This window comes from Micromonospora narathiwatensis (assembly GCF_900089605.1).
Lineage (GTDB): Bacteria > Actinomycetota > Actinomycetes > Mycobacteriales > Micromonosporaceae > Micromonospora > Micromonospora narathiwatensis.
In genome coordinates this window covers 931,529-955,497 of sequence record NZ_LT594324.1, presented here as the reverse complement: position 1 = coordinate 955,497, position 23,969 = coordinate 931,529, and the positions used below count along the sequence as shown (strand labels likewise).

Below are 23,969 nucleotides of genomic sequence, written 5' to 3'. Positions count from 1 at the left end.
CTCACGATCAGGCGCCGCCCAGCCGGGCGTCCCGCGCGGCGGCCATCTTGCTGGGCAGGCCCCACAGCTGTACGAAACCCTTGGCGAGGGACTGGTCGAAGGTGTCGCCCGTGTCGTAGGTGGCCATGCCGAAGTCGTACAGGCTGGCCTCGGAACGCCGGCCGGTGACGGTGGCCCGGCCGCCGTGCAGGGTGAGCCGCACCTCGCCGGACACGTGCCGCTGGGCGTCCTCGACGAACGCGTCGAGCGCCTGCTTCAGTGGCGAGAACCAGAGGCCGTCGTAGACCAGCTCGCCCCAGCGCTGGTCGACGCCGCGCTTGAACCGGGCCAGGTCCCGCTCGATGGTGACGTTCTCCAGCTCCTGGTGGGCGGTGATCAGGGCGACCGCGCCCGGGGCCTCGTACACCTCGCGGCTCTTGATGCCGACCAGCCGGTCCTCGACCATGTCCAGCCGGCCGACGCCCTGGGCGCCGGCGCGCCGGTTCAGCTCCAGGATCGCCTGGTACGGGGTGACCGTCTCACCGTCGATGGCGACCGGTACGCCCGCGTCGAAGGTGATGACCACCTCGTCGGCGTCCCGCGGCTCGGCCGGGTCGTCGGTGTACGAGTACAGGTCCTCGATCGGCGCGTTCCAGATGTCCTCCAGGAAGCCGGTCTCGACCGCGCGGCCCCACAGGTTCTGGTCGATGGAGTACGGCGACTTGGCCGACACGTCGATCGGCAGCCCCTTCTCCTCGGCGAAGGCGATCGCCTTGTCCCGGGTCCAGGCGAAGTCCCGGGCCGGCGCGATGATCTTCAGGTCGGGCGCGAGCGCCCCCAGGCCGACCTCGAAGCGGACCTGGTCGTTGCCCTTGCCGGTGCAGCCGTGCGACACGATGGTGCCGCCGTACTTCTTCGCGGCGGCGACCATGTGCTTGACGATCAGCGGCCGGGACAGCGCCGAGACCAGCGGGTAGCGGTCCATGTAGAGGGCGTTGGCGCGGATCGCCGGCAGGCAGTACCCGGCGGCGAACTCGTCGCGCGCGTCGACCACCTCGGACTCCACCGCGCCGCAGTCCAGCGCGCGCTGCCGGATGACGTTCATGTCCTCGCCGCCCTGGCCGACGTCGACCGCGACCGCGATCACCTCGGCGCCGGTCTGCTCGGCCAGGTACGGGATGGCGACGGAGGTGTCGAGACCTCCGGAGTACGCAAGGACGACCCGCTCGGTCATGGTGTGGTGCTCCCTTCAACGAATTCTTCCCGGCGGGCCCACGCGGCGAGCTTGTCGCCCAACGCGGCGCCGCCGACGGCCTCGCGGGCCACGACGAGGATGGTGTCGTCGCCGGCGATGGTGCCGACGACCTCGGGCAGGCCCGCTCGGTCCAACGCGCTGGCCAGATAGTGGGCCGCGCCGGGCGGGGTGCGCAGCACGGCGATGTTGCCGCTGGCGTCGACCCCGTTGAGCAGCTCACTCAGCAGCCGGACGAGCCGGGCCGGCGCGGCCTCGGCCTCGCGCAGCGGCCGGTGGCCGTCCTCGGGGATCAGGTAGACGCCCCGCCCGTCGCCGCCGCGGGCGGTGACCGCCCCCAGTTCCTTGAGGTCCCGGGAGAGGGTGGCCTGGGTGACCTGGATCCCGTCACCGGCGAGCAGGTCGGCCAGTTCGGGCTGCGAGTGGATGGCCCGGTCGCGGATCAGCTCGACGATGCGGGCGTGCCGGGCGGCACGGGTCAGCGGGGCGGTCATGGGGTTGATGCCTCCAGGAGAAACGTCAGCAGCGCCTTCTGGGCGTGCAGGCGATTCTCCGCCTGGTCGAAGACCGCGCTGTGCGGCCCGTCGAGCACCTCGTCGGTGATCTCCTCGCCCCGGTGGGCGGGCAGGCAGTGCAGCACGATGACGTCCGCCGCGGCGTGGCCGAGCAGCGCGTCGTTGACCTGGTACGGCAGGAACGGCGTGGTCCGGTCCAGCCCGTCGGCCTCCTGCCCCATCGAGGTCCAGGTGTCGGTGGCGACCACGTCCGCGCCCCGGACCGCGTCGACCGGGTCGGTGACCACGCGGACCGACCCGCCGGTGCCGGCGGCGATCTTCTCGGCCCGGGCGACCACCTCGGGATCGGGCTGGAACCCGACCGGCCCGGCGATCCGGACACGCATCCCGGCGGTCGCCCCGCCCAACAGGTACGAGTGCGCCATGTTGTTCGCCGCGTCCCCGACGTACGCCAGGGTCCGTCCGGCGGTGGCGCCGAACCGCTCGCGGACGGTGAGCAGGTCGGCGAGGAGCTGGCAGGGGTGGTAGGTGTCGGTGAGCGCGTTGACCACCGGCACGGTGGCGTGCGTGGCCACCTCGGCGATCCGGTCGTCGCCGTGGGTACGCAGCACGATCGCCGCGACGTATCGGGAGAGCACCCGGCCGGCGTCGGCCAGGGTCTCGCCCCGCCCGAAGTGGGTGACCTGGGTGTCCACCACGAGCGGGTGCCCGCCCAGTTCGGCGATGCCGACATCGAAGGAGAAGCGGGTCCGCAGGCTCTGCTTGTCGAAGAGCACCGCGACCGACCGTGGCCCGGCCAGGGGCTGGTGGCCGAACCGGTCCGCCTTCATCCGGGCGGCGAGGTCGAGCACGGCCGACTGCTCGGCGGGGGTCAGGTCGTCGTCCCGCAGGAAGTGCCGGATCATGCGTTCGCCTCCGTCGTGATCGGGCTCGGCGCCGCCTCTGACGAGATCTTGGCGGATTTCGGCCCCTCCAGGGGCCGTTTCCTTCCAATATCTGCGGTGGGGAGGGTGGTGGGGAGGGCACTTAGGAAGGCGTCGGCCTGGGTGGGGGTGAGGATCAGCGGCGGGGCGAGCCGGAGCACGTCGGGCTGCACCGGGTTGACCAGGAAGCCCGCCTCGCGCAGCGCGTTCGCCACCACGCCGGAGACCGGCTCGGCGAGCACCACGCCGAGCAGCAGACCGGCGCCGCGGACCTCGGTGACCAGGGGGTGGCCGAGCGCCTCGATCCCCCGCCGCAGCCGCTCCCCGATCCGCTTGACGTGGTCGAGCAGCCCCTCGTTGGCGATGGTGGCGATCACGGCCAGAGCGGCGGCGCAGCTGACCGGGTTGCCGCCGAAGGTGGTGCCGTGCGAGCCGGAGCCGAGCAGCTCGGCGGCCCGGCCGAAGGCCAGGCAGGCGCCGATGGGCAGGCCCCCGCCGAGCCCCTTCGCCAGGGTGACGAGGTCCGGCTCGACGCCCTCGGCCTGGTGGGCGAACCAGTGCCCGGTACGGCCGATGCCGGTCTGCACCTCGTCGAGCACCAGCAGGGCGCCGTGCGCGGCGGTGATCCGCCGGGCCTCGGCCAGGTAGCCGGGCGGCGGTACGACGACGCCGTTCTCGCCCTGGATCGGCTCGATGATCACCATGGCGGTGGCGTCGCTGACGGCCGCTTCCAGGGCGGCGGTGTCGCCGTACGGGACGTGGGTGACGTCGCCGGGGAGCGGGCGGAACGGGTCGGCCTTGGCCGGCTGGCCGGTGAGCGCCAGGGCGCCCATGGTCCGGCCGTGGAAACCGCCCTGGGTGGCGACCACATGGGTGCGCCCGGTGAGCCGGGACAGCTTGAACGCGGTCTCGTTCGCCTCCGCACCGGAGTTGGCGAAGAAGACCCGCCCGGGGCGGCCGGCGAGGGCCAGCAGCAGTTCGGCGAGAGCGACCGGCGGCTCGGCGACGAACAGGTTGGACACGTGCCCGAGGGTGGCGACCTGCTTGGACACGGCGGCCACCACGGCCGGGTGGGCGTGGCCGAGGGCGTTGACCGCGATGCCGCCGAGCAGGTCGACGTACTCCCGGCCGGCCTCGTCGACCACGACGGCGCCGGAGCCGGAGACGAGCGCGAGCGGCGGGGTGCCGTAGTTGTCCATCATGGCCGCGCGCCAGCGCTCCACCAGCGTGCTCATGACGCGATCACCATGGTGCCGAATCCCTCCGAGGTGAAAACTTCCAGGAGCGTGGAGTGGGCGACCCGGCCGTCGACGACGTGCGCGGCGGGCACTCCCCCGCGCACCGCCCGCAGGCATGCCTCCATCTTCGGAACCATCCCCGACTCCAGGGACGGCAGCAGCTTCGCCAGGTCGTCGATGCCGATCTCGCTGACCAGGCTGGACGTGTCCGGCCAGTCGGCGTAGAGGCCGGCCACGTCGGTGAGGACGACCAGCTTGCGCGCCTCCAGGGCGACGGCCAGCGCGGCGGCGGCCGTGTCGGCGTTGAGGTTGTGCAGCACCCCGTCGGCGTCCGGCGCGACGGTGGAGATCACCGGGATCCGGCCGGCCGCGATCAGGTCGGCCACCGCCGAGACGTCCACCGACTCCACGTCGCCGACCTGCCCGACGTCGACCGGCTGCCCGTCCACGTAGGCGGGACGGCGCACGGCGGTGAACAGCCCGGCGTCCTCGCCGGAGAGCCCGACCGCGAACGGGCCGTGCGCGTTGATCAGGCCGACCAGTTCCCGGCCGACCTGTCCGACCAGCACCATCCGGACGACGTCCATCGCCTCGGGGGTGGTGACCCGCAGCCCGCCCTTGAACTCGCTGGCGATGCCGAGCCGGCCCAGCATGGCGGAGATCTGCGGCCCGCCGCCGTGCACGACGACCGGCTTGAGGCCGGCGTACCGAAGGAAGACCATGTCGGCGGCGAAGGCCCGCTGGAGTTCGGGCTCGACCATGGCGTTGCCGCCGTACTTGACCACGATGGTGGCGCCGGAGAAGCGGGCCAGCCACGGCAGGGCCTCGATCAGCGTCTCGGCCTTGGCCTGGGCCCGGGTTAGGTCGGCGGTCAGACTCACCGCGCCGGCCTTCCGTTCGCGACTGCGGGACTCCGCTCCGCTGCGTTCCTCGCGCTCACGACGAGTACGCCGAGTTCTCGTGCACGTACGCGTGCGACAGGTCGTTGGTCCAGATGGTCGCCGCCGCGTCCCCGGTGTGCAGGTCGATCCGGATGGTGACGTCCCGCCCGGTGAGGTCGACCTTGGACCGGTCCTCGGCGGCGGCTCCGCCCCGGCACACCCACACCCCGTTGACCGCGACGTCGACGCCGTCCGGCTCGAACACGGCGGCGGTGGTGCCGACCGCGGCGAGGACCCGGCCCCAGTTCGGGTCGTTGCCGAACAGGGCGGTCTTGACCAGGTTGTTCCGGGCCACCGACCGGCCGACCTCGACCGCGTCGTCCTCGGTGGCCGCGCCGACCACGTCGATGGCGATCTGCTTGGTGGCGCCCTCCGCGTCGGCGATGAGCTGCTGGGCGAGGTCGTGGCAGGCGGCGGTGACCGCGGCGGCCAGCTCGACCTCGCTGGGCTCGATGCCGGACGCGCCGCTGGACAGCAGCAGCACGGTGTCGTTGGTGGACATGCAGCCGTCGGAGTCGATCCGGTCGAAGGTGACCCGGGTGGCGGCCCGCAGCGCGGCGTCGAGCGCGTCCGGCCCGGCCACCGCGTCGGTGGTGAGTACGCAGAGCATGGTGGCCATCGCGGGGGCGAGCATGCCGGCGCCCTTGGCCATGCCGCCGACGGTCCAGCCGCTGCCGGCGGCCACGGTGGTCTTGGGGCGGGTGTCGGTGGTCATGATCGCCTCGGCGGCCGGCTGGCCACCATCGCGGGACAGTCCGCGCACCGCACCGCGTACGCCGGAGAGCAGGGCGGACATGGGGAGCCGTTCGCCGATCAGGCCGGTGGAGCAGACCGCGACCTCGCCGGCGCCGAGCATCAGTCGAGGGCTGCTGGCGGTGAGCGCGGCGGCGGTGTGCTCGGCGGTGGCGTGGGTGTCCTGGAAGCCGGCCGGGCCGGTGCAGGCGTTGGCCCCGCCGGAGTTGAGCACCACGGCACGGACCACGCCCCCGTGGACGACCTGCTGGGTCCAGAGCACCGGGGCGGCCTTGACCCGGTTGGCGGTGAAGACTCCGGCGACACCGGCGTCGGGGCCGTCGTTGACGACGAGGGCCACGTCGCTGGCGCCGCTGGCCTTGAGCCCGGCGGCGACGCCGGCCGCCCGGAAGCCTCGGGGGGTGGTGACGGTCACGGTGCCACTCCAAAGACGGGGAGGCCGGTGGTCTCGGGGAGGTCGAACATCAGGTTGGCGTTCTGCACGGCCTGGCCGGCCGCACCCTTGCCGAGGTTGTCGATGGCGCTGACCACGATCACCCGGCCGGAGTCGACGTCGACGGTGGCCTGGAGGTGGCAGGAGTTCGAGCCGGCGGTGGCGGCGGTGTGCGGCCACGCCCCCTCGGGCAGCAGGTGCACGAACGGCGCGTCCGCGTAGGCGGCGGCGAGCGCCTCGCGCGGGTCGGCGTCGCCGGTGGGGACGGCGGTGACGGTGGCGAGGATGCCACGTGGCATGGGTGCGAGCACCGGCGTGAAGGAGAGGCCGGTGGCCCCGGTGGCCTGCTTGATCTCGGGCACGTGCTGGTGGGCGCCGACCTTGTAGGGCGACAGGTCGCCCATCACCTCGCTGCCGAGCAGGTGGGCCTTGGCGGCCCGGCCCGCGCCGGAGGTGCCGGAGGCGGCGACCACCACCACGTCGGTCGGGAGGACCGCGCCGGCGGCGATCAGCGGGGCGAGCGCGAGGGTGGTCGCCACGGCGTAGCAGCCGGTGCTGGCGACCCGGGTCGCCGCCGCGATCTCGGCCCGCTGGCCGGGCAGCTCGGGCAGGCCGTAGGTCCAGGCACCGGCGTGCGGGCCGCCGTAGTACCGGGCCCAGGCGTCCGCGTCGCGCAGCCGGTGGTCGGCGCCGAGGTCGACCACCTTGACCGTTTCGGGCAGGGCCGCGGCGAGGGCCGCCGACTGGCCGTGCGGCAGGGCCAGGAAGACCAGGTCCGCGTCGGCCAGGGTGACCGGGTCGGTCGCCCCGAACACCAGGTCCAGCCCGGCGAGGTGCGGGTGTACGGCGGTGACGGGCTGGCCGGCCGAGGAGTGGGCGGTGGCGGCCACGAGGTCGAACTCGGGGTGACCGGCGAGCAGGCGGAGCAGCTCGCCGCCGGCGTACCCGCTGGCCCCGGCGACCGCGATTCGAATGCCCATACTCACCTCCGCATGACTATGCAGCGAAGGTTAGCAAGGACGATCGGCGCGCTGCAAGTTCATGCAGCCCACTGCATGAGAATTACACCGTGGTAGAGGTCACCTTTCCCGGGTCTGCTCCGCCCCCGCTCGCGGCGGACCGACGGCGGGCGAGGCCGGCGGCCAGGGCCACCAGCACCAGCGCCTCCGCGACCAGGATGGCGACCGCCCAGCCGGAGCCGACCCAGTGGGCCAGCGAGACGTACCAGTAGCGGACCAGCAACGTCAGCACGGTCGCCGCGAAGGCCAGCGAGGCCAGGCCGTAGAGGGCGTAGACGACGCGGTCGCGGGGGCGGTAGCCACGCACCGCGCCGAGGCCCTGCCGCAACAGTCGACCGTAGAACCGGTAGGTGTCGGCCCGCAGGTCGCCGAGGTTCAAAGCGTGGCTGAGCATGTAGTAGCCGTCGAGCCGGAGGAAGGGCACGAGGTTGATGGCGGCGGTCGCCGTGCCGAAGAGGAGCAGCGTGGCGGCCAGGTCGCGCAACGCGCCGCGCGTGCCCCAGACCCAGATCGCGACGAACGGCACCAGGGCCAGCATGCTGACGAAGACACCGGCGAACGCGGTCGCCACCCGCCGGCGTGGGGTGAAGAGCACGATGTCGTCGACCTTGCAGTACGGCGCCAGCATCGGGAACCGCCACATCACGCCGATCTCGTGGACCCGCCCGCCGAACTGCCGGCAGGTGAGCCCGTGCGCGCACTCGTGCAGGAAGACGATCGCCCAGGTGATCACCACCCCGGCCAGGATCACCGGCACCGGCCGGCCTCCCCCGCGGACCGCGGCGAGCAGTTCCGGCAGGCGCAGCGCCACGTACCCGGCGACCGCCAGCACGACCAACAGGGCCGGTACGACGAACCACCAGCTGAACAGCGGCGCCAGGCGGGGCAGCAGGCGGGCGAAGAGCCGGTCCGGATCGAACAGCGGAAAGCGGGCGGACAGCGGGCCGCGCCAGGCCCGCGCCGTGGCCTCGGCAGCGGTCGCCGTCAACCGGGCGATGGCCGCCGGGTCGGTCGCGCCGTCGAGCAGCTGGCGCTGGTGCAGCATCCCGAACAACTGCTGCCAGCTCTCCGGCCCGAGCCGCCGCCGGAACGTGCCGGCGTACTCGGCGGCCAGGTCGTCCAGGGTCCGGGTACCGTCCATCCGGGACAGCAGGAAGTGCTCGCGCGGCCCGACCCGGTAGTAACAGCCGGTCTCCGGGTCCTTGACGTGGTGGACGAGCTTCTCCCCCCGCCACTGCCCCGGTCCGAGCACGATCCCGGCCCGGAGCCTCGGCCGCGTCCAGGTCGCGTCGACCGTGGTCACCGCGGACCGGCCGGGGCGAGGTCGTCGAGCAGCGCCGTGCGCATCACGTACGACAGGTAGATCTCGTCGAGGATGCTCACGCCGAGCCGGTTGTTCGTCATGTGCATGTACGAGCTGAGCAGGATGGGCAGGGCGACGTCGAGGTCGCGTACCGGGGTGGGCTCCCCGCCGCCGCGCTGGAACACCAACTCGCCCCGCTCGACCGTGGCGGCCACCCGGTCGCGCAGCGCACGGCAGTGCGCCGCCCAGCGCCCCTCGACGCCGACGGGCCGGACCTCGCCGCGATCCCGCGCCGCGGCCCGGATCCGGGCCAGCCGGTCCCGCAACGCGGCGTCCATCCGCCGGTAGCTGCTGTCGAAGCCGGCGTGGTAGCTGTCGCTCGGCTCGGAGTAGGACACCTCCCAGAACCTGCGGTACTCGTCGAGGAACCCGGCGATCCGCCGGTCGTCGGGCAGGAAGGCCGCGCACATCATCATGCTCAGCTGGGCGGCGAGCCCGAGCAGCACCGGACGGACGTGCACGTTCGTGGTGGCCAGCAGATCCAGCACCACGTCGCTGGAGTGCTCGAAGTGCCACTCGGCGAGCTCGATCCCGGCCGGACCGCCGTAACGGCCGTACTCCCGTTCGTACGGGACGTGGTGGTGGCTGTTGTTGGCCCGCATCGGCATCACGCCGTCCGGGCCGTACTCCTCGTCCCACCGCTCGCGGCCGTACTCGGCGAGGTACATCTGCTTGTACAGGTCGCCCAGTCCCTCGCTGTCCACCTCGTAGAGGGCGGGACGGCGGTGCAGGAACACCTCGATCGACCTGTCCACCCGGGCCCGTACCACCGCCGGGTCCACGCCGGGGGCGGGCAGCACCCGCAGCCGGACGTGCGGCCCCTCCATCCAGTACTTGATGAAGAAGTACCGGCTGATCAGTCCCTCGTCCCGCAGCTCGTCGACCAGCGGTCGGACGGCCTCGACGAGCATCGGGTTGGCGTTGCTGGCGTAGAAGACATGGACGCTGAGCCAGCCGTGCGCCACCGGGGAGGGGAATTGCGTCATCGGTCCACCTTTCCGGCACGAACGCCGTTCAGCTCGACGGTCAGTTCGGTGACGTGGGTGCCGCCGGGGCCACGCAGCACCTGCTCGTGGCGGTCCGGCAGCATCTCCGTGAGCACCAGCCGGCTTCCCCCGCCCCGCCCGGTCGCCTCCAGCAGTTGCAGGCAGAAGTGGCTCTCGAAGTCGACGTAGAGCGGCTTGTGATCCGGGCGGGGACCCGGCTGCGCGCCGGGCCGGCCGGCGTCCTCGCCGGCCGTCGGGGTGATCCGGCCGCCCTCCGGCGTGGCGAAGACCCGGCGGGGCAGACCGTTGTCGCGCCGCCACCGCTGCCAGCTCAGGAACCAGTCCGCGTCGCTCTGCTCCGGGGTACGCGCCGGCGGCAGGTGGTCCGGGTGCAGCTTCCACATCCGCCGTTGCAGCACCATGTCGCCGTACACGATCCGGGGATAGCCGGCCATGCCCCGGCCCGGCAGCGGCACGCTGGTGCCGGCCCACAGGTCCGGCTGCGCCATGCCCAGATAGGCGAAGGTGAGCAGCACCTGCTGCACCTCGGGCAGCGCCATCGGCAGCAGGAAACCCAGGTAGACCGGGATGACCTCGGCACCGAGCCGGCGGGAGCGCAGCAGCAGCCGGTCGGCCACCGGGTCGTGCTCGACGCTGAGGTCGTCCATGTGGATCTGCTCCCCGGCCGGGCGGAAGCTGATCTCTCCCGGGCAGACCAGCTCGTACGCGGTGACCGCCGGGTGCAGGTTGAGGTTGGTGGCGTCGTACCCGCCCTTCAGCTCGGCGAGCACCGCGCCGGGCGGCTGGAGCCGGGCCAGTTCCGCGCGGAGCGTTCCGGCCAGGTCCTGGTCGGCGAAGAGGTGGGCGAAGCGGGAGAAGAGCAGCGTCATCCCCGAGTAGACCCGGTTGACCACGACCCGGTGCCGGTCTCCCTGGTCGGCGAGCTGGAGGAAGAAGGACCGGGGGTCGAGCGTGCCGAGCGTCTCCGGCACCATGGCCGCGACGTCGGACATGAACGCGTCGTCGAGCCGCAGCTCCTCGGCCCCGGCCGGCAACCGGTCGTACGCGTCCCTCATCCGCCGGGCCACCTCGATCCGGGCGTCGTCCAGCGCGGTGATCTCCTCCTGCCGGAACCAGTTCTCCTGCCGGACGTAGGTGTTGTCCGCGTCGAACGCGCGGCGGCGCATCATCCGCCCGGTGTAGTGCTCGAAGAAGTCCTGCTGGAACTCGTGGGCGAAGGTGAGCAGGTCGTCGCAGCGCCCGCCGGCACCGTAGCGGGCCCGGAAGAACCCTTTCGTGGCCAGCCGACGCGGGAGGTTGATGTCGAACACCGGCATGATCTGGGCGAGCGCGCGCAGGCCGGGCAGGATGTCCCGCTCCCACCGGCCGCGGTCGCCGGTGACCGGCACCCGGGTGCACAGCGTGGCGTCCTCGTACAGCAGGGTCCGGGGAGCCGGGACGTCCGGGCGGCCGAGGTCCGCGTGGGCGGCGACCAGTTCCCGCCGGATCTCCGCGAGCACCCGGCGGCGGCCGGGGACGTCGTGCGCCGGGTAGCCGACGGCCAGGCGGTTCACCGCCGCGACCCGCTCCGCGAGCCGGTCGGCCCAGTCCCGGCCGATCTCCCGCAGCGCGCGCCGGTAGCCGTCGACCGGGTCGTCGGCGTGGATGTCCAGGTGCAGGTTCGGCACCACCAGCAGGCCGACCCGCAGCAGGTGGTGCAGGTACTGCTCGATCTCGGCCGCGGGACGGCCCTCGGTGGCCAGTTCCGTGACCAGATCGGCCATCCGCCGGACCCGGCCGCCGTCGAGCGCGTCCAGGATGTCGTGCAGCACCCGGCCGGTGGGCAGCACGAAGAGCGACTCGTGGATCGACTCCAGGGTGATCGCGGCGTCACCGTCCTCCGAGCTGGTCCGGCGGCGGCGCAGGTAGCGCAGCCGGCCGTGCTCGATGCGCCAGCCGGTGGTGACGGTGACCGGCAGGTCCGCGCGGAGCGTCTCGTCGGCGAGCACGATGGCCGACAACCGGCCGAGCGCGGCCAGGTTGAGCCGGGCGGCACCCCGCTTCACCTCGCCGGTGCCCAATGGCGAGACGTCCAGCAGCGGGTCTGCACCGGCGCCGAAGGTCCCGACGTTCACCGTGGTCAGCCGGCTGAACGGGCTGGTCTTGCAGGCGGTGCGCAGGGCGTACTCCAGCAGCGACCGCTCCACCCGCCGGGCCCGCTTGCCGAGCCTGCCCGGCGCGGCGAGGTACGCGGGCAGGTACTGGTCGAGCGACGGGGAGGCGAGCAGGATGCCGCCGCGCAGGTCCGGGTCGTCGGCCAGTTCGCGCAGCACCGCCCGCCGCTCGGCCAGCTCCCGGTGCAGCACCGCCGCGCCGTCGGCCAGCTCCCGGCGGTACGCCGCGAAGGTCTCCAGCCAGTCGGCCAGCATCCGGTGCGTACCGGCGCCGAGCGGGCCCTCCGGCCAGGCCCCGGCGTCGGCGGGGCTGGGCTTGCGCAGGTTCCACACGTCCCGGCGCAGCCGGATCAGCCGCCGGCGCAGGTGCTCGTCGTCGAGGTTGCGGGCCACCGCCACCTCGAGCGCGTCCGCGAGCGGCGGAGCGGTCGCCCGCAGGCGGTCCTCCAGGGCCAGCGTACGGCGGGCCCACGCGGCACCGTCGTCGAAGGCGAGCCGGTCGGCGACCTCCAGCGGCAGGCCGGCGGTACGCAGCATGAACACCTCCGGCATCCGCCAGGACACCTCGGTGACCGGTGGTGCGGGCAGGGACACCGTCACGGGTCTCTCCTTCTTCGGCGCGTCGGTGCGGATCGGGGCGGTCACAGCCGGTACGCCAGGTCGGCGGTGCCGTCCGGGTGCCGCCCGAGCAGCAGGAACAGCACGGTTCGTTCGTCGCTCCCGGTCAGGCCGAGGGCGTCGTCCATGGAGACGTTGTCGAAGCCCAGCACCGCGCCGCAGCCGACGCGCTGGGCGGTCGCGGCGCAGTACGCGCGCTGCGCCACGGCACCGATCTCGGCGTTGAGGACGCGGTAACCACGCGGGCCGAAGGTGTCGAGCACGGCGTCCAGGCGACCGGAGATGGCCAGCACCGCGCCGACCTGCCCCATCGTGTAGTTGGTGAGGAAGTACTGCTGTTGCAGGAAGGCGGACATCCCGCCGTCGGGTTCGGGCGCGGCGGGCAGCAGCGCGTGACGCCGGGCGCAGTAGGCGTAGCTGCCGGTGGCGAGGCCGTCGACGTGGTTCGCGAAGACCCACAGGCGGGTCAGGGCCGGCGCGTCCGCCGGCAACCCGACGTCCACCGGGTGGTGCCGACCGGCGGCGGCGAAGGCGAGGGTGGTGCCGAGTTCGGCGGCGGTCAGCTCGGGTGGTCGGCGGAACCGGCCGAAGCTGCTGGACCGGGTCGCCAGCACCGTCGACAGCGGGTGCTCCAGCCGCTGCGTATCGGGTGCCGGCAGGGCGACCGGCTCGCCGGGCAGGTCCCCGGGCGCGACCCGGTACGCCGCGTCCGGGACGGCGACGGTGGGGGCCGCCGCCGCCCGGTGCACCGCGATCACCGCCGGGAACTCCCGCAGCCGGCGGGACCGCTCGAAGGCCGGCTGGCCGACCCGGACGTCCGCGGCCGGCGGCGCCGCGTCGACCGGCCCGGTGGCGCTCACCCGCCCGCCGTCGCCCCCGACCCACTCCAGCGGTACGACGGCGAAGGCGCTCTCCCGGTCGCTGTCGAAGCCGAGCAGTCGATCGATCGGCGCGGGATCGAAGCCGAGCAACCGGGGCAGGGGCGCCCCGAGCGCGCGAGCCAGCAGGTCCCACGAGCCCAGCAGCGCGCCGAGGTCCTGGGTGACCACGTGGTAGCAGAAGCTGTTGTACTTGAAGGAGTTCTTCCAGAACCGGATGCTCGCCACCAGGAAGCTGTCCGCGGCACCCGCGCCGTCGCCGACCGCGGCGCGTACGGTGCCGCTGACGTCGCCGACCAGCAGCCGTTCCAGCACGTGCTGGCCGCTGCCGTAGTGGTAGACGCCGGGCAGCAACGGGCCGGACGCCCCGGCGACCAGGAAGACCTCCACCGGGTACATGCCGCCGCCGGAGGCGGTGCCCCGGCCCCAGACGGCGTGCTCGAAGTGCGCCCGCTTGGCCAGGTCCTGGTTCCAGTTCGCCGCCAGCCGCCGGTCGAGCACCCCGTACGACAGGCGCAGCAGGGCCGCCAGCCGGGGCAGCGACCAGCCGGCCGACACCGGCAGGTGTTCCCCGGTGAACAGGTCACGCAGGGTGGGCAGGTCGGGCAGCTCCACCGGCAGCGGCAGCCGGAGGGCGCCGGGATAGCTCGTGTGGCGGGAGGGCTGGTCGGCCCAGTCCACCTCGTAGTTGAGCGGTTCCATCGGGATCCGGGCCCGGCGGAACACCGCCTCGGTGTACTCCCGGACGACCTCGAGGGCCTCCTGCTGCATCTGGCTGCTCCTAGGGGAAGGGGTGCGGGTGGGGGTTGCGGCCGGTGGCACCGAGCCGGTCGGGGCCGCGCGTGCCCCGGGCCAGGTGCCGCTCCAGCCGTTCGCTCCAGAGCACCCGTTGCCGCTGCCAGCCGAAGTCGATCGGCACCAGGGCGGGGGCCACCACCGCCATCGTGTGCACACCGGCGACCTCCTGCTCCGGGCAGGTCTGGTCGACCGCCAGCACGTCGCCGCCGAGCGCGGCGATCAGGCCGCACAGGTATTCGGTGTCGGCGCGCAGGTCGTCGTGGGTCGGTCGGGCCGCCAGCCAGTCGCCGTACAACTCGTCCATCGACCGCAGCGGCGGGTCGTCGAAGAGGAACTGGGCATGGCGCGTCATCTCCGGCAGCCCGTACAGCAGGGCGTGGTGGCTCAACTCGGTGACCCTGGTGTAGTCCCGGGTCATCTCGCGCAACGCCGGCTCGCTGGCGGCGACCCGCTCGTCGAAGCCGGGGACGTAGGAGGCGGTCTCGCAGACCGCCGCGCGGACCGCGTCGTCGGGGTCGAGGCTGGCGCCGGCGGCGAAGCAGAGCTGACCGAGCCCGTCGCCGCGCTTGACCGCGACCGCGGTGACCACCGGGACCGGCAGGTCCGCCCGGGTGTCGAAGAGACGCATGTCGTACCCGAGCAGGTCCACCCGGTCGAGCATGAACCGCACCCGCTCGTCGCGGCAGGTGGCCGGGTCGATCTCGGGCAGCCGGGCCGAGCCGTACCAGGCGAGCAGGAAGGCGTCCCGCTCGACCAGTTCGAGCATGCCGTGCAGCAGCGCCTCCTCGGGGCAGCTTCCGCTGGCGCAGCCGTTGGAGCACTCCTGGACGAACTTGCGCTGGTCGGTGCGACGGTCCAGGTAGTAGACGAGCTGCTCGGGCACCAGCCGCGGGGTGCGGTCCCGCAGCGAGAAACCCCAGACCCAGTGCATCGGCTCGGTGGGCGAGTAGGGGGCGTAGTGGTGCCCGTGCCCGTCGTAGAACGCCGGGTGGTAGCCCAACCCGGCCGGGTCCAGGGCGTCCGGGGCCAGGTTCGCGTAGCTGTCGAAGACCGTGGTCCGGCGCGCGCGGGGAAACTGCCCGGCATACCGTTCCAGCCCCTCCAGCAGGGCGTACGTCTGGCTGCTGCCGTAGCTGTTGGCGTGCCCGCTCCACCACATCTCGTGCAGGTCGAAGCGGCTGCGCACCCGGAAGTACCCGGTCACCGGCGCGGTGGCGGTGGCGTTGTACGCGCGCAACGCGTTGCCGCCCAGCGCCCCGGCGACCGGGTTCGCCAGTGCGGCGACCGGCAGGTCCAGCTCCGCGGCCGACCGCAGCCGGTACGCGGACGGGTCCGGCTTGGTCCGGTTGGTGAGCGGGATGACGGCGGTCTCGGCGGTGTCCGGGCGGGGGGTCGCACAGGCCGGGCACTCGGAGTCGGCCAGCACCTCGACGACCGTGGTCTCCAGGGTGTCCATGCGCAGCTGCCACAACCGGCCGACACCGGGCCGGTCGGTCCGCGAGCCAGCGGCGGCCAGGAGGAGCTGCCACAGCGTGCCGACGGCGAACGGGGTCAGGTGGGGCAGGCCGGCCACGGTGCCCACCCGGGCGCCGTGCTCCAGGGCGTGCCGCTCGTCGCGTACCCGGATGGCCTGCCAGCGCCGCTGCACGCAGAGCGGGCACGGGCCGGGTGTGGCGGCGCCGTCCGCCCAGCGTGGTCCGACCAGCGCGGTCGCGCCGTACAACCAGATCGGCACCACGGTGCCGGTCAGGCCGTCGCCGCCGTCGGCGTACCCGTCGGTCAGGCCGAGGGCGGCGACCCGGACGGTGATCCCGTCGAGCACGCCGGGGCGGGCCGGCTGGCGGGCCCCGTCCTGGAGCCGCTCGTGGAACGCCTCGCCAAGCTGCTTGAGGCTGCTGTCCCACCCGGTGGAGGTGGTCCGGACGTCGACGATCATGCGTTCACCTGTCTGGGTCGCTGCTTGCGGTGCTGGTGGGTGGGGACCGGCGCCCCGCCGACGTGGCCCGCCGGCGGGGACGGTGGCAGTGGGTCGGTCACCCGCCGCCGCATCCGGTGCTGGTGCTGGTGCTGCAGCAGCTCGACGTGCTGCAGCTGCAGCAGCTGGAGCAGGAGCAGCTGGAGCTGGACCAGGCCATGACCATCTCGTCGACGGCGTCGACGTCCTCGATCTCGAACGTCTCCGTCTCCAGAGCGCGGAGTTCCTCAGTCAGTTCCGGCATTTCTTTCCACCTCCTCTCGGTCGATCCGGAGCCGTGGCGCCGCCCGGACGTCCGGATCGACCGGCAACGCCGCGGCTGGGCTGATCAGGCCGGCGGACAGATCCGCGACCTCGAACGTCCCGGTCCGCGGTGCGGGTGGACCGGGTCGGGCAGTACGGCGGATGTCCGGGGTCGGATCGGCACATGCCGCTCTCCGGGCCACGACCAGCGCCGGTCGTCGGTGGGGCTGCGCCCGCACCACCACAGTGGATCCAGCGGAGGCACGCGGGGGCTGCTCGCCGGGTCGGCCGGCGGCGGATGGTGCGTGTTCGTGCGGTGTCCCACCGGGGACCGGGAGTCGTCGGCGTCGGAGTCAACCCCGGGCACCCGTCAGCCGCAGCTGGAGGTGCTGGTGCTGCAGCTGCAGCAGCTCGACGTGCTACAGCTGCAGCAGCTGGAGCACGAGCAGCTGGAGCTGGTCGCGGCGAGCGCCTCGGCGCCGTCCTCGACCTCCTCGATCTCGAAGGTCTCGGTCTCCAGCTCGCGGAGCTCGTCGTTCAGGGTGATCGGCATGTTTCCACCTCCTTTCGCGGTGCGTGCCTCGTCCGGACCACTGATGTGGCGGCTCAGTCGGCCGCGCGGTCGTCATGCCGCAGCAGCACCACACCGCTGCGGAAAGCTCCGCTGGCCCCGATGTCCCGGGTGGTCGTCTCGACCAACAGGGCGCTCATCCCGCGCGAGTCCAGCGCGGACAGCACGGCCGCCCGATCGGTGGCCGTGGCCGTGGGAGCACCGACGGTGGCGCCGGCGGTGAGCGTCGCCGGGTCGAGGTCCCGCAGCACCGGGTCGCCCAGGTCGGCCGCCGTCCCCTCGAAGTGCCGCACCTGGACCCGTCCGACCGCGTCGCGCGCCGCGGCGAGCCGGGTCGCGGCCGGATCGAACCCGCCGGCCAGCGCCCAGTCCCGGTCGCCGCCGCCGGGCGGCTCGGCGACGGCGAGCACGGCGTGCGCCGGGCCGGCCGCGGCCAGCGCGAAGACCGACAGCTGGCGGCCCAACCGGTGCGCCGTCTTGACCACGAACGCCGTGTCGTCGTCGGCGACCAGGTCCTCCTCGCGTACCACGCCCAGGCCGCCCCGGCCACGCAGCGCGGCCGTCAGCGCGTGGTACGCCAGCGCGTCTGCCAGCCCCTGGTCGATGACGCCGTCGAGGGACCCCGCGGCGACCGCTCCGGCCACCGTCGGCTCGGCCCAGCCGTCGGCGTTGAACGCGGAGGTGGGCAGCGCCAGGGCGGCCGGCACCCACACGGTCCCCGCCCGCCCCAGCACGACGGCCGGCAGCCACCGGATCCGCCGCCGGGGGTCGTCGGGCGGCGCACCGGTCGCCGTGGCCAGTGCCGTCCACGGCACCGGATGTTCGCCACGGTCGCGCAGCTCGGCGGCCGAGGCCGTCACCGCCATGGCCGGGTCGGCGTACCGGGCGGCGTGGTCGCGTACCGCCACCTGGTAGGCGGCCAGCCGGGCACTCATCACGGTGTGTACGTCGAAGGCGGTCACCTCGCGCGGGCCTCGCCGGCCGGGCATCCGCAACCGGGCCGTCTTCAGGGGCGCCTGCTCCAGCGGGTCGTCGACGAACCGGGTGAAGACGCCGGCGTTCGGCGACACCAGCACCTCGGCCCGCTGGTAGGTGTCCTCGTCCGAACCGGCCGCCGGCCCCGGCCCCGGCACCTTCACGTCGCGGCAGACCGGGCAGAGCGGGTGGGGCAGCACCCGCTCCCGGTCGGACTCCAGGGTGGACGCGTCGAGCAGCAGCACCCCGCCGGCCGTGTCCGGGGCGAGCGCGCCGGTGAGCGCCCGGAACAGCTCGAAGGCGGCGGCGTTGCCGAGCATCCGTCCGGTCACCTCGGGCAGCGCCACCGCCGCGGCCTCGTCGCCACCGAGGGCGAGCTGCCGCCAGAACTCCGCGGCGACCGCCGGGTCGGCGCCGGCGGTCAGCCGCAGCTGGGCGCAGTGCCAGCAGGGGGTCTGCCCCGGCGCGACGACCGGGCCGACCACCGCCCGGTCGTCGTCCCAGAAAACCGGAACGAGCAGCGGTCCGTCGCGGTGACAGGCGCGGGCCAGCTCCGCCAGCCGGGCCAGCCGCGCCGGCCCGACGCACCACACCACGGCGTCCACCTCGCCGAGGTCCGGCGTCCCGGCGTGGAACCCGACCTCGGCCGGCAACCCGTCGGCGCGCAGCTCCGCCAGCTCGGGCCGCAGGGCCTCCGCGTACGCCGCCGGGTCGTCGTCCGGGTACAGGTCCAGTCGTACGCACCCGTTACGGAGCAGGCCGCTGGCCGCCGCGAGCAGGACCGGGCCCGCGCCGCCCAGCGCCACCCGGGCGCGGTGGAAGCGGTGGAACCGGCCGGTGGGGTCGTCGGCGAAGTGGTCGATGAACTCGATCTGGGTGGCGAACCGGCGGGCCACGGGCTCCGGCAGCTCGCTGCGGGCTCCCGCGTCCTTGGCGAAGCCACGGGCGAGCAGCGCGCGGATCAGGGTCAGTACGGTCTCCCGCTGCCCTGGTTCGAGGGTGGCGGTGAGCTGCGCGAGCGTGTGTTCCCCGGTCAGGTAGGGGCTCAGCGACGTCAGCCAGCGGAAGGCCGACCGGCCCTTGATCAGGAACGCGCTGTCCGGGCCACGCAGGTAGGCGCCGGCCGGAGCATCCAGGAACACCACGTCGTGCCGGAGCTTGGGACGTGTTTCCATGCTCACTACGCCGTCCGGCAGCTGGGTCATCTGGGCTCCTATGCCAATGACAGAGGCGGTATCCAAAGTGCCTTCATGCTGCCCATGATCAAGTATTTCGTCAACAAAATGTTTCGTACGGGAGAGTGGCGACAGTGAATTAACAGGTGTTGAGCTGGGGCTAAGACAGGAACCACGGCGCCGCGCCGCCCCAGGCTTCCCGAGACGATCAACCTCCGCTAGTCTGTGGGCGTCGCCCGCTGCCAGCGCAGGTCAGTGACCCTTTTCTGGCCACAGAGGGGGCACTGCCGTCGATGGCGGGCGACGATGACGCTACGCAGCGTCAGCCCTGTCGTCGCCACCACACTGCGTTAACCAACAGTTAATTAGCGACGTGCAATTAACGGAGCGTTACGGCCGGGAATTCGAAGGACTGCGGGATGAATGCGAAAAGAATCCGATCGACGGGACCTCGCCGCGACGGCGTACGATGGCGGCGCCACATTGACGAATGACCGTTTTGCCATTGAAGTCCATCAGGTAACCAAGCGTTATCCCGGCGGCGTCACCGCCGTCGACGGCCTTGACCTGCGGGTACGTGCGGGAGAGGTGCTCGGCTTCCTGGGCCGCAACGGCGCCGGCAAGACCACCACGATGCGCATGCTCGTCGGGCTCGTCCGGCCGACCAGCGGCCGGATCCGGGTGCTGGGTCAGCCACCCGGCACACCGGGACAGTTGGCCCGGGTGGGTGCCCTCATCGAGTCGCCCGCCTTCTACCCGCACCTGTCCGGCCGGGACAACCTGCGACTGGCCGCCCGCTACGCCGGCGCGGCCGACCAGGCCGTCGACCGGGTGCTGGCCGAGGTGGGTCTGGCCGACCGGGCCCGGTCGGCGTTCCGGACGTACTCCCTGGGCATGAAGCAGCGCCTCGGCATGGCCGCCGCCCTGCTGAAGGAGCCGAGCCTGCTGATCCTGGACGAGCCGACCAACGGCCTCGACCCGGCCGGGGTGTCCGACATCCGCGAACTGCTCCGCACGCTCGGGCGCGACGGCCGCACCGTGCTGCTCTCCAGTCACGTCCTCGGCGAGGTGGAGCAGATCTGCGACCGTATCGCGGTCATCGACGACGGTCGGCTGGTCGCCGACGGCTCGCCCGACGAGCTACGCGGGGCGCTGGGCCAGGGCGTGCTGCTGATCGACGCCGACCCGCTGGACAAGGCGACGGCGTGCCTGCGCGAGCACGACCGGGTCCACGCGGTGGACGTGGTCGACGGGCGGCTACGGGTCACCGCCGACCCGGCGCTGGCCGCGACACTCAACCGGCGGCTGGTCGAGGCCGGGATCGACGTACGGGAACTGCGCCCGCTGCGCCACTCGCTGGAAGAGGCGTTCCTGGAGTTGACCGCTCCGGAACGGACCGGCCGGCCGGAAGTGGCGGGCCGGACAGGAGGCGACCGATGATGGCGTCGGTACGGGCGGCCTGGTTCGCCGACCGGAGGCGACCCGCCGTCTGGGCGGTCACCACGACATGGACGATCCTCGCGCTCGCCTTCGGAATCGGCATCCCGTACCTCGTGCACCTGTCGCTGGCCGGCGACCCGAAGGAGGCAAAGGCCGCCGAGTCGCTGCTGGCCACCGTCCTGCCGGATCAGCTCGTGACCACCGGGATCGGGCTCTTCCCGCTCTTCGGCGGCGCCATCGTGGTGATCCTCGGCGCCCTCGTCATCGGCAACGAATACCGCTGGGGGACGTGGAACCTGCTGTTCACCCAGCGGCCACGCCGGGCGCAGGTGATGATCGGTCACGCCGTCGTCCTCTGTGGCCTGGCCCTGCTGCTCGTCGTGGTCACCTTCGGCCTGTTGGCGGCGACGACCTGGGCGTTGGCCCTCGCCGAGGGGCGGAGCGCCGCCTGGCCGTCGGCCGCCGATGTCGCCCGGGCGGTCGCGGCCGCCTGGCTGATCTGCGCCGCCCACGCCGGCCTGGGCTGGTTCCTGGCCATCGCGTTCCGCAGCACCGCCACGGCGATCGCGGTCGGTCTGGTGTGGACGTTGGTCCTGGAGAACGCGATCAGCGGGCTCGCCCTCGTGCTGAGCCCGCTCACGGTGCTGCAGAAACTGCTGCTGGCCCCGAGCTCCGGCGCGCTGGCCGGGGCGCTGGGCGCGCGGTCCCAGTTCGACGGGGGCACGCCCGGGGTGATCGAATCCTCCAGCGCCCTGGTGCCGACCGCCGTCCTGCTGGGGTACGTGCTGCTGACGTTCGGGTTGGGAACCTGGATGGCGGCGCGTCGGGACATCGGCTGACCGACCGGAAGGGACTGCCAGTGGGATTCCTGCTCGCCTTCGTGGTGACCGGGCTCGCGGCCTCGGGCGGCTGGATCGCCTGGGCCGCCGTCCGGGGCTGGGCCCGGATGCGCGACCGGCGGCACGAGCTGCGACTGGCCCGCGCCCGGGCGGCGGCGGAGATCCGCAAGGCCGAGTTGGCCGCGAATCTCCGCGAGATCGAACTCGCAAACGAGACGTACCAGGACTTCGTCCGCCGCCACCCGGAACGCTGACGGCCGCCCCGGCAGGGGTCGGTGGTGGTCGACGCGAACACGCCGGCCACCACCGACCATCAGACCAGCGGCAGCTCAGGCGCCGCGCAGGGTGGCGCCGAAGCGGCGGGCGGCCTCGGCCACCGCCGCGTCGCGGGCGGCCACCGCCTCCTCGCCGGCGAGCGTCCGGTCCGGGGCCCGGAACGTCAACTTGTACGCCAGCGACCGGCGGCCCGCGCCGAGCTGCTCGGAGGCGTACACGTCGAAGAGGCGGACGTCCTCCAGCAGGTCGCCGGCCCCCTCGACGAGGGCCCGCTCCACCTCGGCGGCCGGCACCGACTCGTCCACCACCAGCGCCACGTCGATCAGCGCGGGCGGGAAGGTGGAGACGGCCGGGCCGGTCACCATCGGCGCCGCCGGCAGCGCGTCCAGGTTCAGCTCCATGACGCAGGTACGGCGGGGCAGCTCCAGCGTCGCCACCACGGCCGGGTGCAGCTCGCCCGCGTAGCCGACCGTGACGCCGCCCACCAGCAGCTCGGCGCAGCGGCCGGGATGCCAGGGGGCGCGTTCGGCGGCCCGGACGGTGACCCGGTCGGCCGGGATGCCGGCGGCGGCGAGGACGTCCCGACCCGCCTCGACGGCGTCCGCCCAGCCGGCCGCCCGGCCCGCACCCCACCAGCCGGCCGGCTCGATGTCGCCGGCCAGCGCCACGGCGACGTGCCGCGGCTGGTCCGGCACCACCGCGTCGGCGGCGGCGAACTCCTCGTCGGTGGGCCGGCGGTCCACGCCCATGGCCGGCGGGGCGCCGGCGCCGGGACGCGGGTGGAACACCGCGCCGATCTCGTAGATCGCCACGTCACGCTGGCCCCGGCCGACGTTGCGCTTGAGGATGCCGAGCAGCGGGCCGAGCAGCGTGGTACGCAGCAGCGGCTCCTCCTCGGAGAGCGGGTTGGCCACCCGTACCGCCGGGCGGCGCGAATCGTCCGCCGGCAGGCCGAGCTGGTCGGCCAGCTCGCCGGAGACGAACGGGTGCGCGAGGACCTCGACGTACCCGCGCTCGGCGAGCGACCGGGCGACCGCCCGGCGGCGCTGCTGCTGCCAGGTGAGGCCGCGGCCGGGCGGCGCGGTGGGCAGCACCGACGGCACCCGGTCGTACCCGTCGAGCCGGACCACCTCCTCGACCAGGTCGGCCGGGTCGGTGAGGTCCGGCCGCCAGCTCGGCGGGGTCACCGTGAGCGCCTCGGCGCGACCGCCGGCGGCCACCCCGACCTCGCCCGGGTCCTCGCCGAGCCGGTCGGTGCCCCGGGTGACCGTGCAGCCGACCTGCTCCAGCAGCTCGACCACCCGCTCCGGCGAGTACGCCACCCCGACCCGACGCGACGGCAGGTCCGCCGGCAGCGTGACCGGGGTACGCGGCCGGACGTGGTCGAGGTCGAGGATCTCCGCCCCGCCGACGCCGCCGCCGTGCTCGGTGAGCAGCCGGACCGCCTTCTCCAGCGCGACCAGGGGCAGGGCCGGGTCGACGCCCCGCTCCCAGCGCTTGGCCGCCTCGCTGAACAGCTTGTGCCGGCGGGCGGTGCGGCCCACCATCGCCGGGTCCCAGTGCGCCGCCTCGAAGAGCACGTTCGTGGTGGACGCGACGACCTCGCTGGTCTCGCCGCCCATCACCGCCGCGAGCGAGATCGGCCCGGTGTCGTCACAGATCACCATGTCCTCGGCGACCAGGGTGCGGGTCGCGCCGTCCAGGGTGGTCAGCCGCTCCCCCGGCTCGGCGCGGCGGACCACCAGCGGCCCGACGATCCGGTCGGCGTCGAACGCGTGCATCGGCTGGCCGAGTTCCAGCATCAGGTAGTTGGTGATGTCGACCGGCAGCGAGATGCTGCGGATGCCGGCGACGGTGAGCCGCTGGGACATCCAGCCGGGCGTCTGCGCGGTCGGGTCGACCCCGCGGACCATCCGGGCGGCGAACCGGTCGCAGCCGACGGTGTCCCGCACCTCGACCGGGTACGCCGGCTCGGCGGTGGCGCCCGGGGCCTCCCCGGCGGCCGGGTCGTGGAACGGCACGCCGAGGGCGTGCGACAGCTCGCGGGCGATGCCGCGCACGCTCAGCGCGTACCCCCGGTCGGGGGTGATCTCCACGTCGACCACCACGTCGTCGAGGCCGACCACCGGGCGGGCGTCGTCGCCGGGCTTGGCCGGGGTGTCCTCGGGCAGCACGATGATGCCCGAGTGGTCGTCGCCCAGGCCCAGCTCCTTCGCGGAGCAGATCATGCCGTTGGAGTTGCGCCCGTACGTCTTGCGCGCGCCGATGGCGAAGTTGCCGGGCAGCACGCCGCCGGGGAGGATCACCACCACCCGGTCGCCCGGGGCGAAGTTGCGCGCCCCGCAGACGATCTCCTGCGGCTCGCCGGTGCCGTTGGCGGCGCCGACGTCGACCCGGCAGAACCGGATGGGCTTCTTGAAGCCGGTCAGCTCCTCGATCTCCAGCACCTCGCCGACCACCAGCGGGCCGGTGACCGACTCCCGCAGGTCCTCCATGGACTCCACCTCGATGCCGAGGTCGACCAGCGCCTGCTCCAGGTCGCCGGCGGGCAGGTCGGTGGGGAGATCGACGTACTCCCGCAGCCAACTGACAGAAACTCGCATGA

The 23,969-nt window shown here is 73.4% G+C and carries 19 protein-coding genes; 3 read left to right on the top strand and 16 right to left on the bottom strand.

Annotated elements, in window-relative coordinates:
• Window positions 1–7: 7 nt before the first annotated feature.
• The 15 genes from GA0070621_RS04355 to GA0070621_RS04285 form a co-directional block, all read right to left on the bottom strand.
• On the bottom strand, window positions 8–1,213 hold the full coding sequence (locus GA0070621_RS04355) for an argininosuccinate synthase (RefSeq protein WP_091191788.1): 1,206 nt from the start codon (window positions 1,211–1,213) through the stop codon (window positions 8–10).
• Window positions 1,210–1,725 (bottom strand): arginine repressor, encoded by a 516-nt coding sequence (locus GA0070621_RS04350; RefSeq protein ID WP_091191786.1) that lies wholly within the window; start codon window positions 1,723–1,725, stop codon window positions 1,210–1,212. The genes GA0070621_RS04355 and GA0070621_RS04350 overlap by 4 nt, the downstream gene beginning before the upstream one ends.
• Complete coding sequence (gene argF, locus GA0070621_RS04345; protein ID WP_091191785.1) at window positions 1,722–2,651, bottom strand: ornithine carbamoyltransferase; 930 nt, start codon at window positions 2,649–2,651, stop codon at window positions 1,722–1,724. The genes GA0070621_RS04350 and argF overlap by 4 nt, the downstream gene beginning before the upstream one ends.
• Window positions 2,648–3,904, bottom strand: a complete 1,257-nt coding sequence (locus GA0070621_RS04340; protein WP_091191783.1) for an acetylornithine transaminase — start codon at window positions 3,902–3,904, stop codon at window positions 2,648–2,650. The genes argF and GA0070621_RS04340 overlap by 4 nt, the downstream gene beginning before the upstream one ends.
• Window positions 3,901–4,788 (bottom strand): acetylglutamate kinase, encoded by an 888-nt coding sequence (argB, locus tag GA0070621_RS04335; protein ID WP_091191782.1) that lies wholly within the window; start codon window positions 4,786–4,788, stop codon window positions 3,901–3,903. Before argB ends, GA0070621_RS04340 begins: the two co-directional genes overlap by 4 nt.
• A gap of 55 nt (window positions 4,789–4,843) precedes the next feature.
• Entirely contained in the window at window positions 4,844–6,016 is a 1,173-nt protein-coding gene (argJ, locus tag GA0070621_RS04330; protein ID WP_091191781.1) for a bifunctional glutamate N-acetyltransferase/amino-acid acetyltransferase ArgJ, read from the bottom strand.
• Complete coding sequence (argC, locus tag GA0070621_RS04325; protein ID WP_091191779.1) at window positions 6,013–7,014, bottom strand: N-acetyl-gamma-glutamyl-phosphate reductase; 1,002 nt, start codon at window positions 7,012–7,014, stop codon at window positions 6,013–6,015. The genes argJ and argC overlap by 4 nt, the downstream gene beginning before the upstream one ends.
• Window positions 7,015–7,096: 82 nt before the next feature.
• Complete coding sequence (locus GA0070621_RS04320; RefSeq protein WP_091191778.1) at window positions 7,097–8,356, bottom strand: zinc metalloprotease; 1,260 nt, start codon at window positions 8,354–8,356, stop codon at window positions 7,097–7,099.
• The gene (locus tag GA0070621_RS04315) at window positions 8,353–9,402 is read right to left on the bottom strand and encodes a thiopeptide-type bacteriocin biosynthesis protein (protein ID WP_091191776.1); all 1,050 of its coding nucleotides are present in this window, start codon (window positions 9,400–9,402) and stop codon (window positions 8,353–8,355) included. Before GA0070621_RS04315 ends, GA0070621_RS04320 begins: the two co-directional genes overlap by 4 nt.
• The gene (locus tag GA0070621_RS04310) at window positions 9,399–12,176 is read right to left on the bottom strand and encodes a lantibiotic dehydratase (protein ID WP_157739812.1); all 2,778 of its coding nucleotides are present in this window, start codon (window positions 12,174–12,176) and stop codon (window positions 9,399–9,401) included. Before GA0070621_RS04310 ends, GA0070621_RS04315 begins: the two co-directional genes overlap by 4 nt.
• Before the next feature lie 41 nt (window positions 12,177–12,217).
• Window positions 12,218–13,843 (bottom strand): nitroreductase family protein, encoded by a 1,626-nt coding sequence (locus tag GA0070621_RS04305; RefSeq protein WP_091191773.1) that lies wholly within the window; start codon window positions 13,841–13,843, stop codon window positions 12,218–12,220.
• Between the two features lie 10 nt (window positions 13,844–13,853).
• Complete coding sequence (locus GA0070621_RS04300) at window positions 13,854–15,806, bottom strand: TOMM precursor leader peptide-binding protein (RefSeq protein WP_091191771.1); 1,953 nt, start codon at window positions 15,804–15,806, stop codon at window positions 13,854–13,856.
• Window positions 15,807–15,903: 97 nt separating this feature from the next.
• Window positions 15,904–16,089: a thiazolylpeptide-type bacteriocin gene (locus tag GA0070621_RS04295; protein WP_091191769.1), complete on the bottom strand. Its 186-nt coding sequence runs from the start codon at window positions 16,087–16,089 to the stop codon at window positions 15,904–15,906.
• Between the two features lie 369 nt (window positions 16,090–16,458).
• Entirely contained in the window at window positions 16,459–16,641 is a 183-nt protein-coding gene (locus tag GA0070621_RS04290) for a hypothetical protein (RefSeq protein WP_091191768.1), read from the bottom strand.
• Between the two features lie 53 nt (window positions 16,642–16,694).
• The gene (locus tag GA0070621_RS04285) at window positions 16,695–18,839 is read right to left on the bottom strand and encodes a TOMM precursor leader peptide-binding protein (protein ID WP_091191766.1); all 2,145 of its coding nucleotides are present in this window, start codon (window positions 18,837–18,839) and stop codon (window positions 16,695–16,697) included.
• Between the two features lie 453 nt (window positions 18,840–19,292).
• On the opposite strand from GA0070621_RS04285, the gene GA0070621_RS04280 reads away from it, so the two are divergent.
• From GA0070621_RS04280 to GA0070621_RS04270, 3 genes are read left to right on the top strand one after another with little or no spacing between them, the layout of a single operon-like run.
• Window positions 19,293–20,249: an ABC transporter ATP-binding protein gene (locus GA0070621_RS04280; RefSeq protein WP_167666573.1), complete on the top strand. Its 957-nt coding sequence runs from the start codon at window positions 19,293–19,295 to the stop codon at window positions 20,247–20,249.
• Window positions 20,246–21,088 (top strand): ABC transporter permease subunit, encoded by an 843-nt coding sequence (locus GA0070621_RS04275; RefSeq protein ID WP_091191763.1) that lies wholly within the window; start codon window positions 20,246–20,248, stop codon window positions 21,086–21,088. The genes GA0070621_RS04280 and GA0070621_RS04275 overlap by 4 nt, the downstream gene beginning before the upstream one ends.
• A gap of 20 nt (window positions 21,089–21,108) precedes the next feature.
• Window positions 21,109–21,342 (top strand): hypothetical protein, encoded by a 234-nt coding sequence (locus GA0070621_RS04270; protein WP_091191761.1) that lies wholly within the window; start codon window positions 21,109–21,111, stop codon window positions 21,340–21,342.
• A gap of 75 nt (window positions 21,343–21,417) precedes the next feature.
• Here GA0070621_RS04270 and pheT read toward each other — a convergent pair whose 3' ends face one another.
• Window positions 21,418–23,967 carry a phenylalanine--tRNA ligase subunit beta gene (pheT, locus tag GA0070621_RS04265; RefSeq protein WP_091191759.1) on the bottom strand — a complete coding sequence of 850 codons (2,550 nt, stop codon included), beginning with the start codon at window positions 23,965–23,967 and terminating at the stop codon, window positions 21,418–21,420.
• Between the last annotated feature and the right edge of the window lie 2 nt (window positions 23,968–23,969).

What these genes read in the sequence shown, in the direction of transcription:
- pheT (WP_091191759.1), bottom strand. Translation starts at nt 23,967, where the DNA reads ATGCGAGTTTCTGTCAGTTGGCTGCGGGAGTACGTCGATCTCCCCACC.
- GA0070621_RS04285 (WP_091191766.1), bottom strand. Translation starts at nt 18,839, where the DNA reads ATGACCCAGCTGCCGGACGGCGTAGTGAGCATGGAAACACGTCCCAAG.
- GA0070621_RS04295 (WP_091191769.1), bottom strand. Translation starts at nt 16,089, where the DNA reads ATGCCGGAACTGACTGAGGAACTCCGCGCTCTGGAGACGGAGACGTTC.
- GA0070621_RS04305 (WP_091191773.1), bottom strand. Translation starts at nt 13,843, where the DNA reads ATGCAGCAGGAGGCCCTCGAGGTCGTCCGGGAGTACACCGAGGCGGTG.
- GA0070621_RS04340 (WP_091191783.1), bottom strand. Translation starts at nt 3,904, where the DNA reads ATGAGCACGCTGGTGGAGCGCTGGCGCGCGGCCATGATGGACAACTAC.
- argC (WP_091191779.1), bottom strand. Translation starts at nt 7,014, where the DNA reads ATGGGCATTCGAATCGCGGTCGCCGGGGCCAGCGGGTACGCCGGCGGC.
- GA0070621_RS04355 (WP_091191788.1), bottom strand. Translation starts at nt 1,213, where the DNA reads ATGACCGAGCGGGTCGTCCTTGCGTACTCCGGAGGTCTCGACACCTCC.
- GA0070621_RS04275 (WP_091191763.1), top strand. Translation starts at nt 20,246, where the DNA reads ATGATGGCGTCGGTACGGGCGGCCTGGTTCGCCGACCGGAGGCGACCC.
- argF (WP_091191785.1), bottom strand. Translation starts at nt 2,651, where the DNA reads ATGATCCGGCACTTCCTGCGGGACGACGACCTGACCCCCGCCGAGCAG.
- GA0070621_RS04300 (WP_091191771.1), bottom strand. Translation starts at nt 15,806, where the DNA reads ATGATCGTCGACGTCCGGACCACCTCCACCGGGTGGGACAGCAGCCTC.
- GA0070621_RS04350 (WP_091191786.1), bottom strand. Translation starts at nt 1,725, where the DNA reads ATGACCGCCCCGCTGACCCGTGCCGCCCGGCACGCCCGCATCGTCGAG.
- GA0070621_RS04315 (WP_091191776.1), bottom strand. Translation starts at nt 9,402, where the DNA reads ATGACGCAATTCCCCTCCCCGGTGGCGCACGGCTGGCTCAGCGTCCAT.
- GA0070621_RS04290 (WP_091191768.1), bottom strand. Translation starts at nt 16,641, where the DNA reads ATGCCGATCACCCTGAACGACGAGCTCCGCGAGCTGGAGACCGAGACC.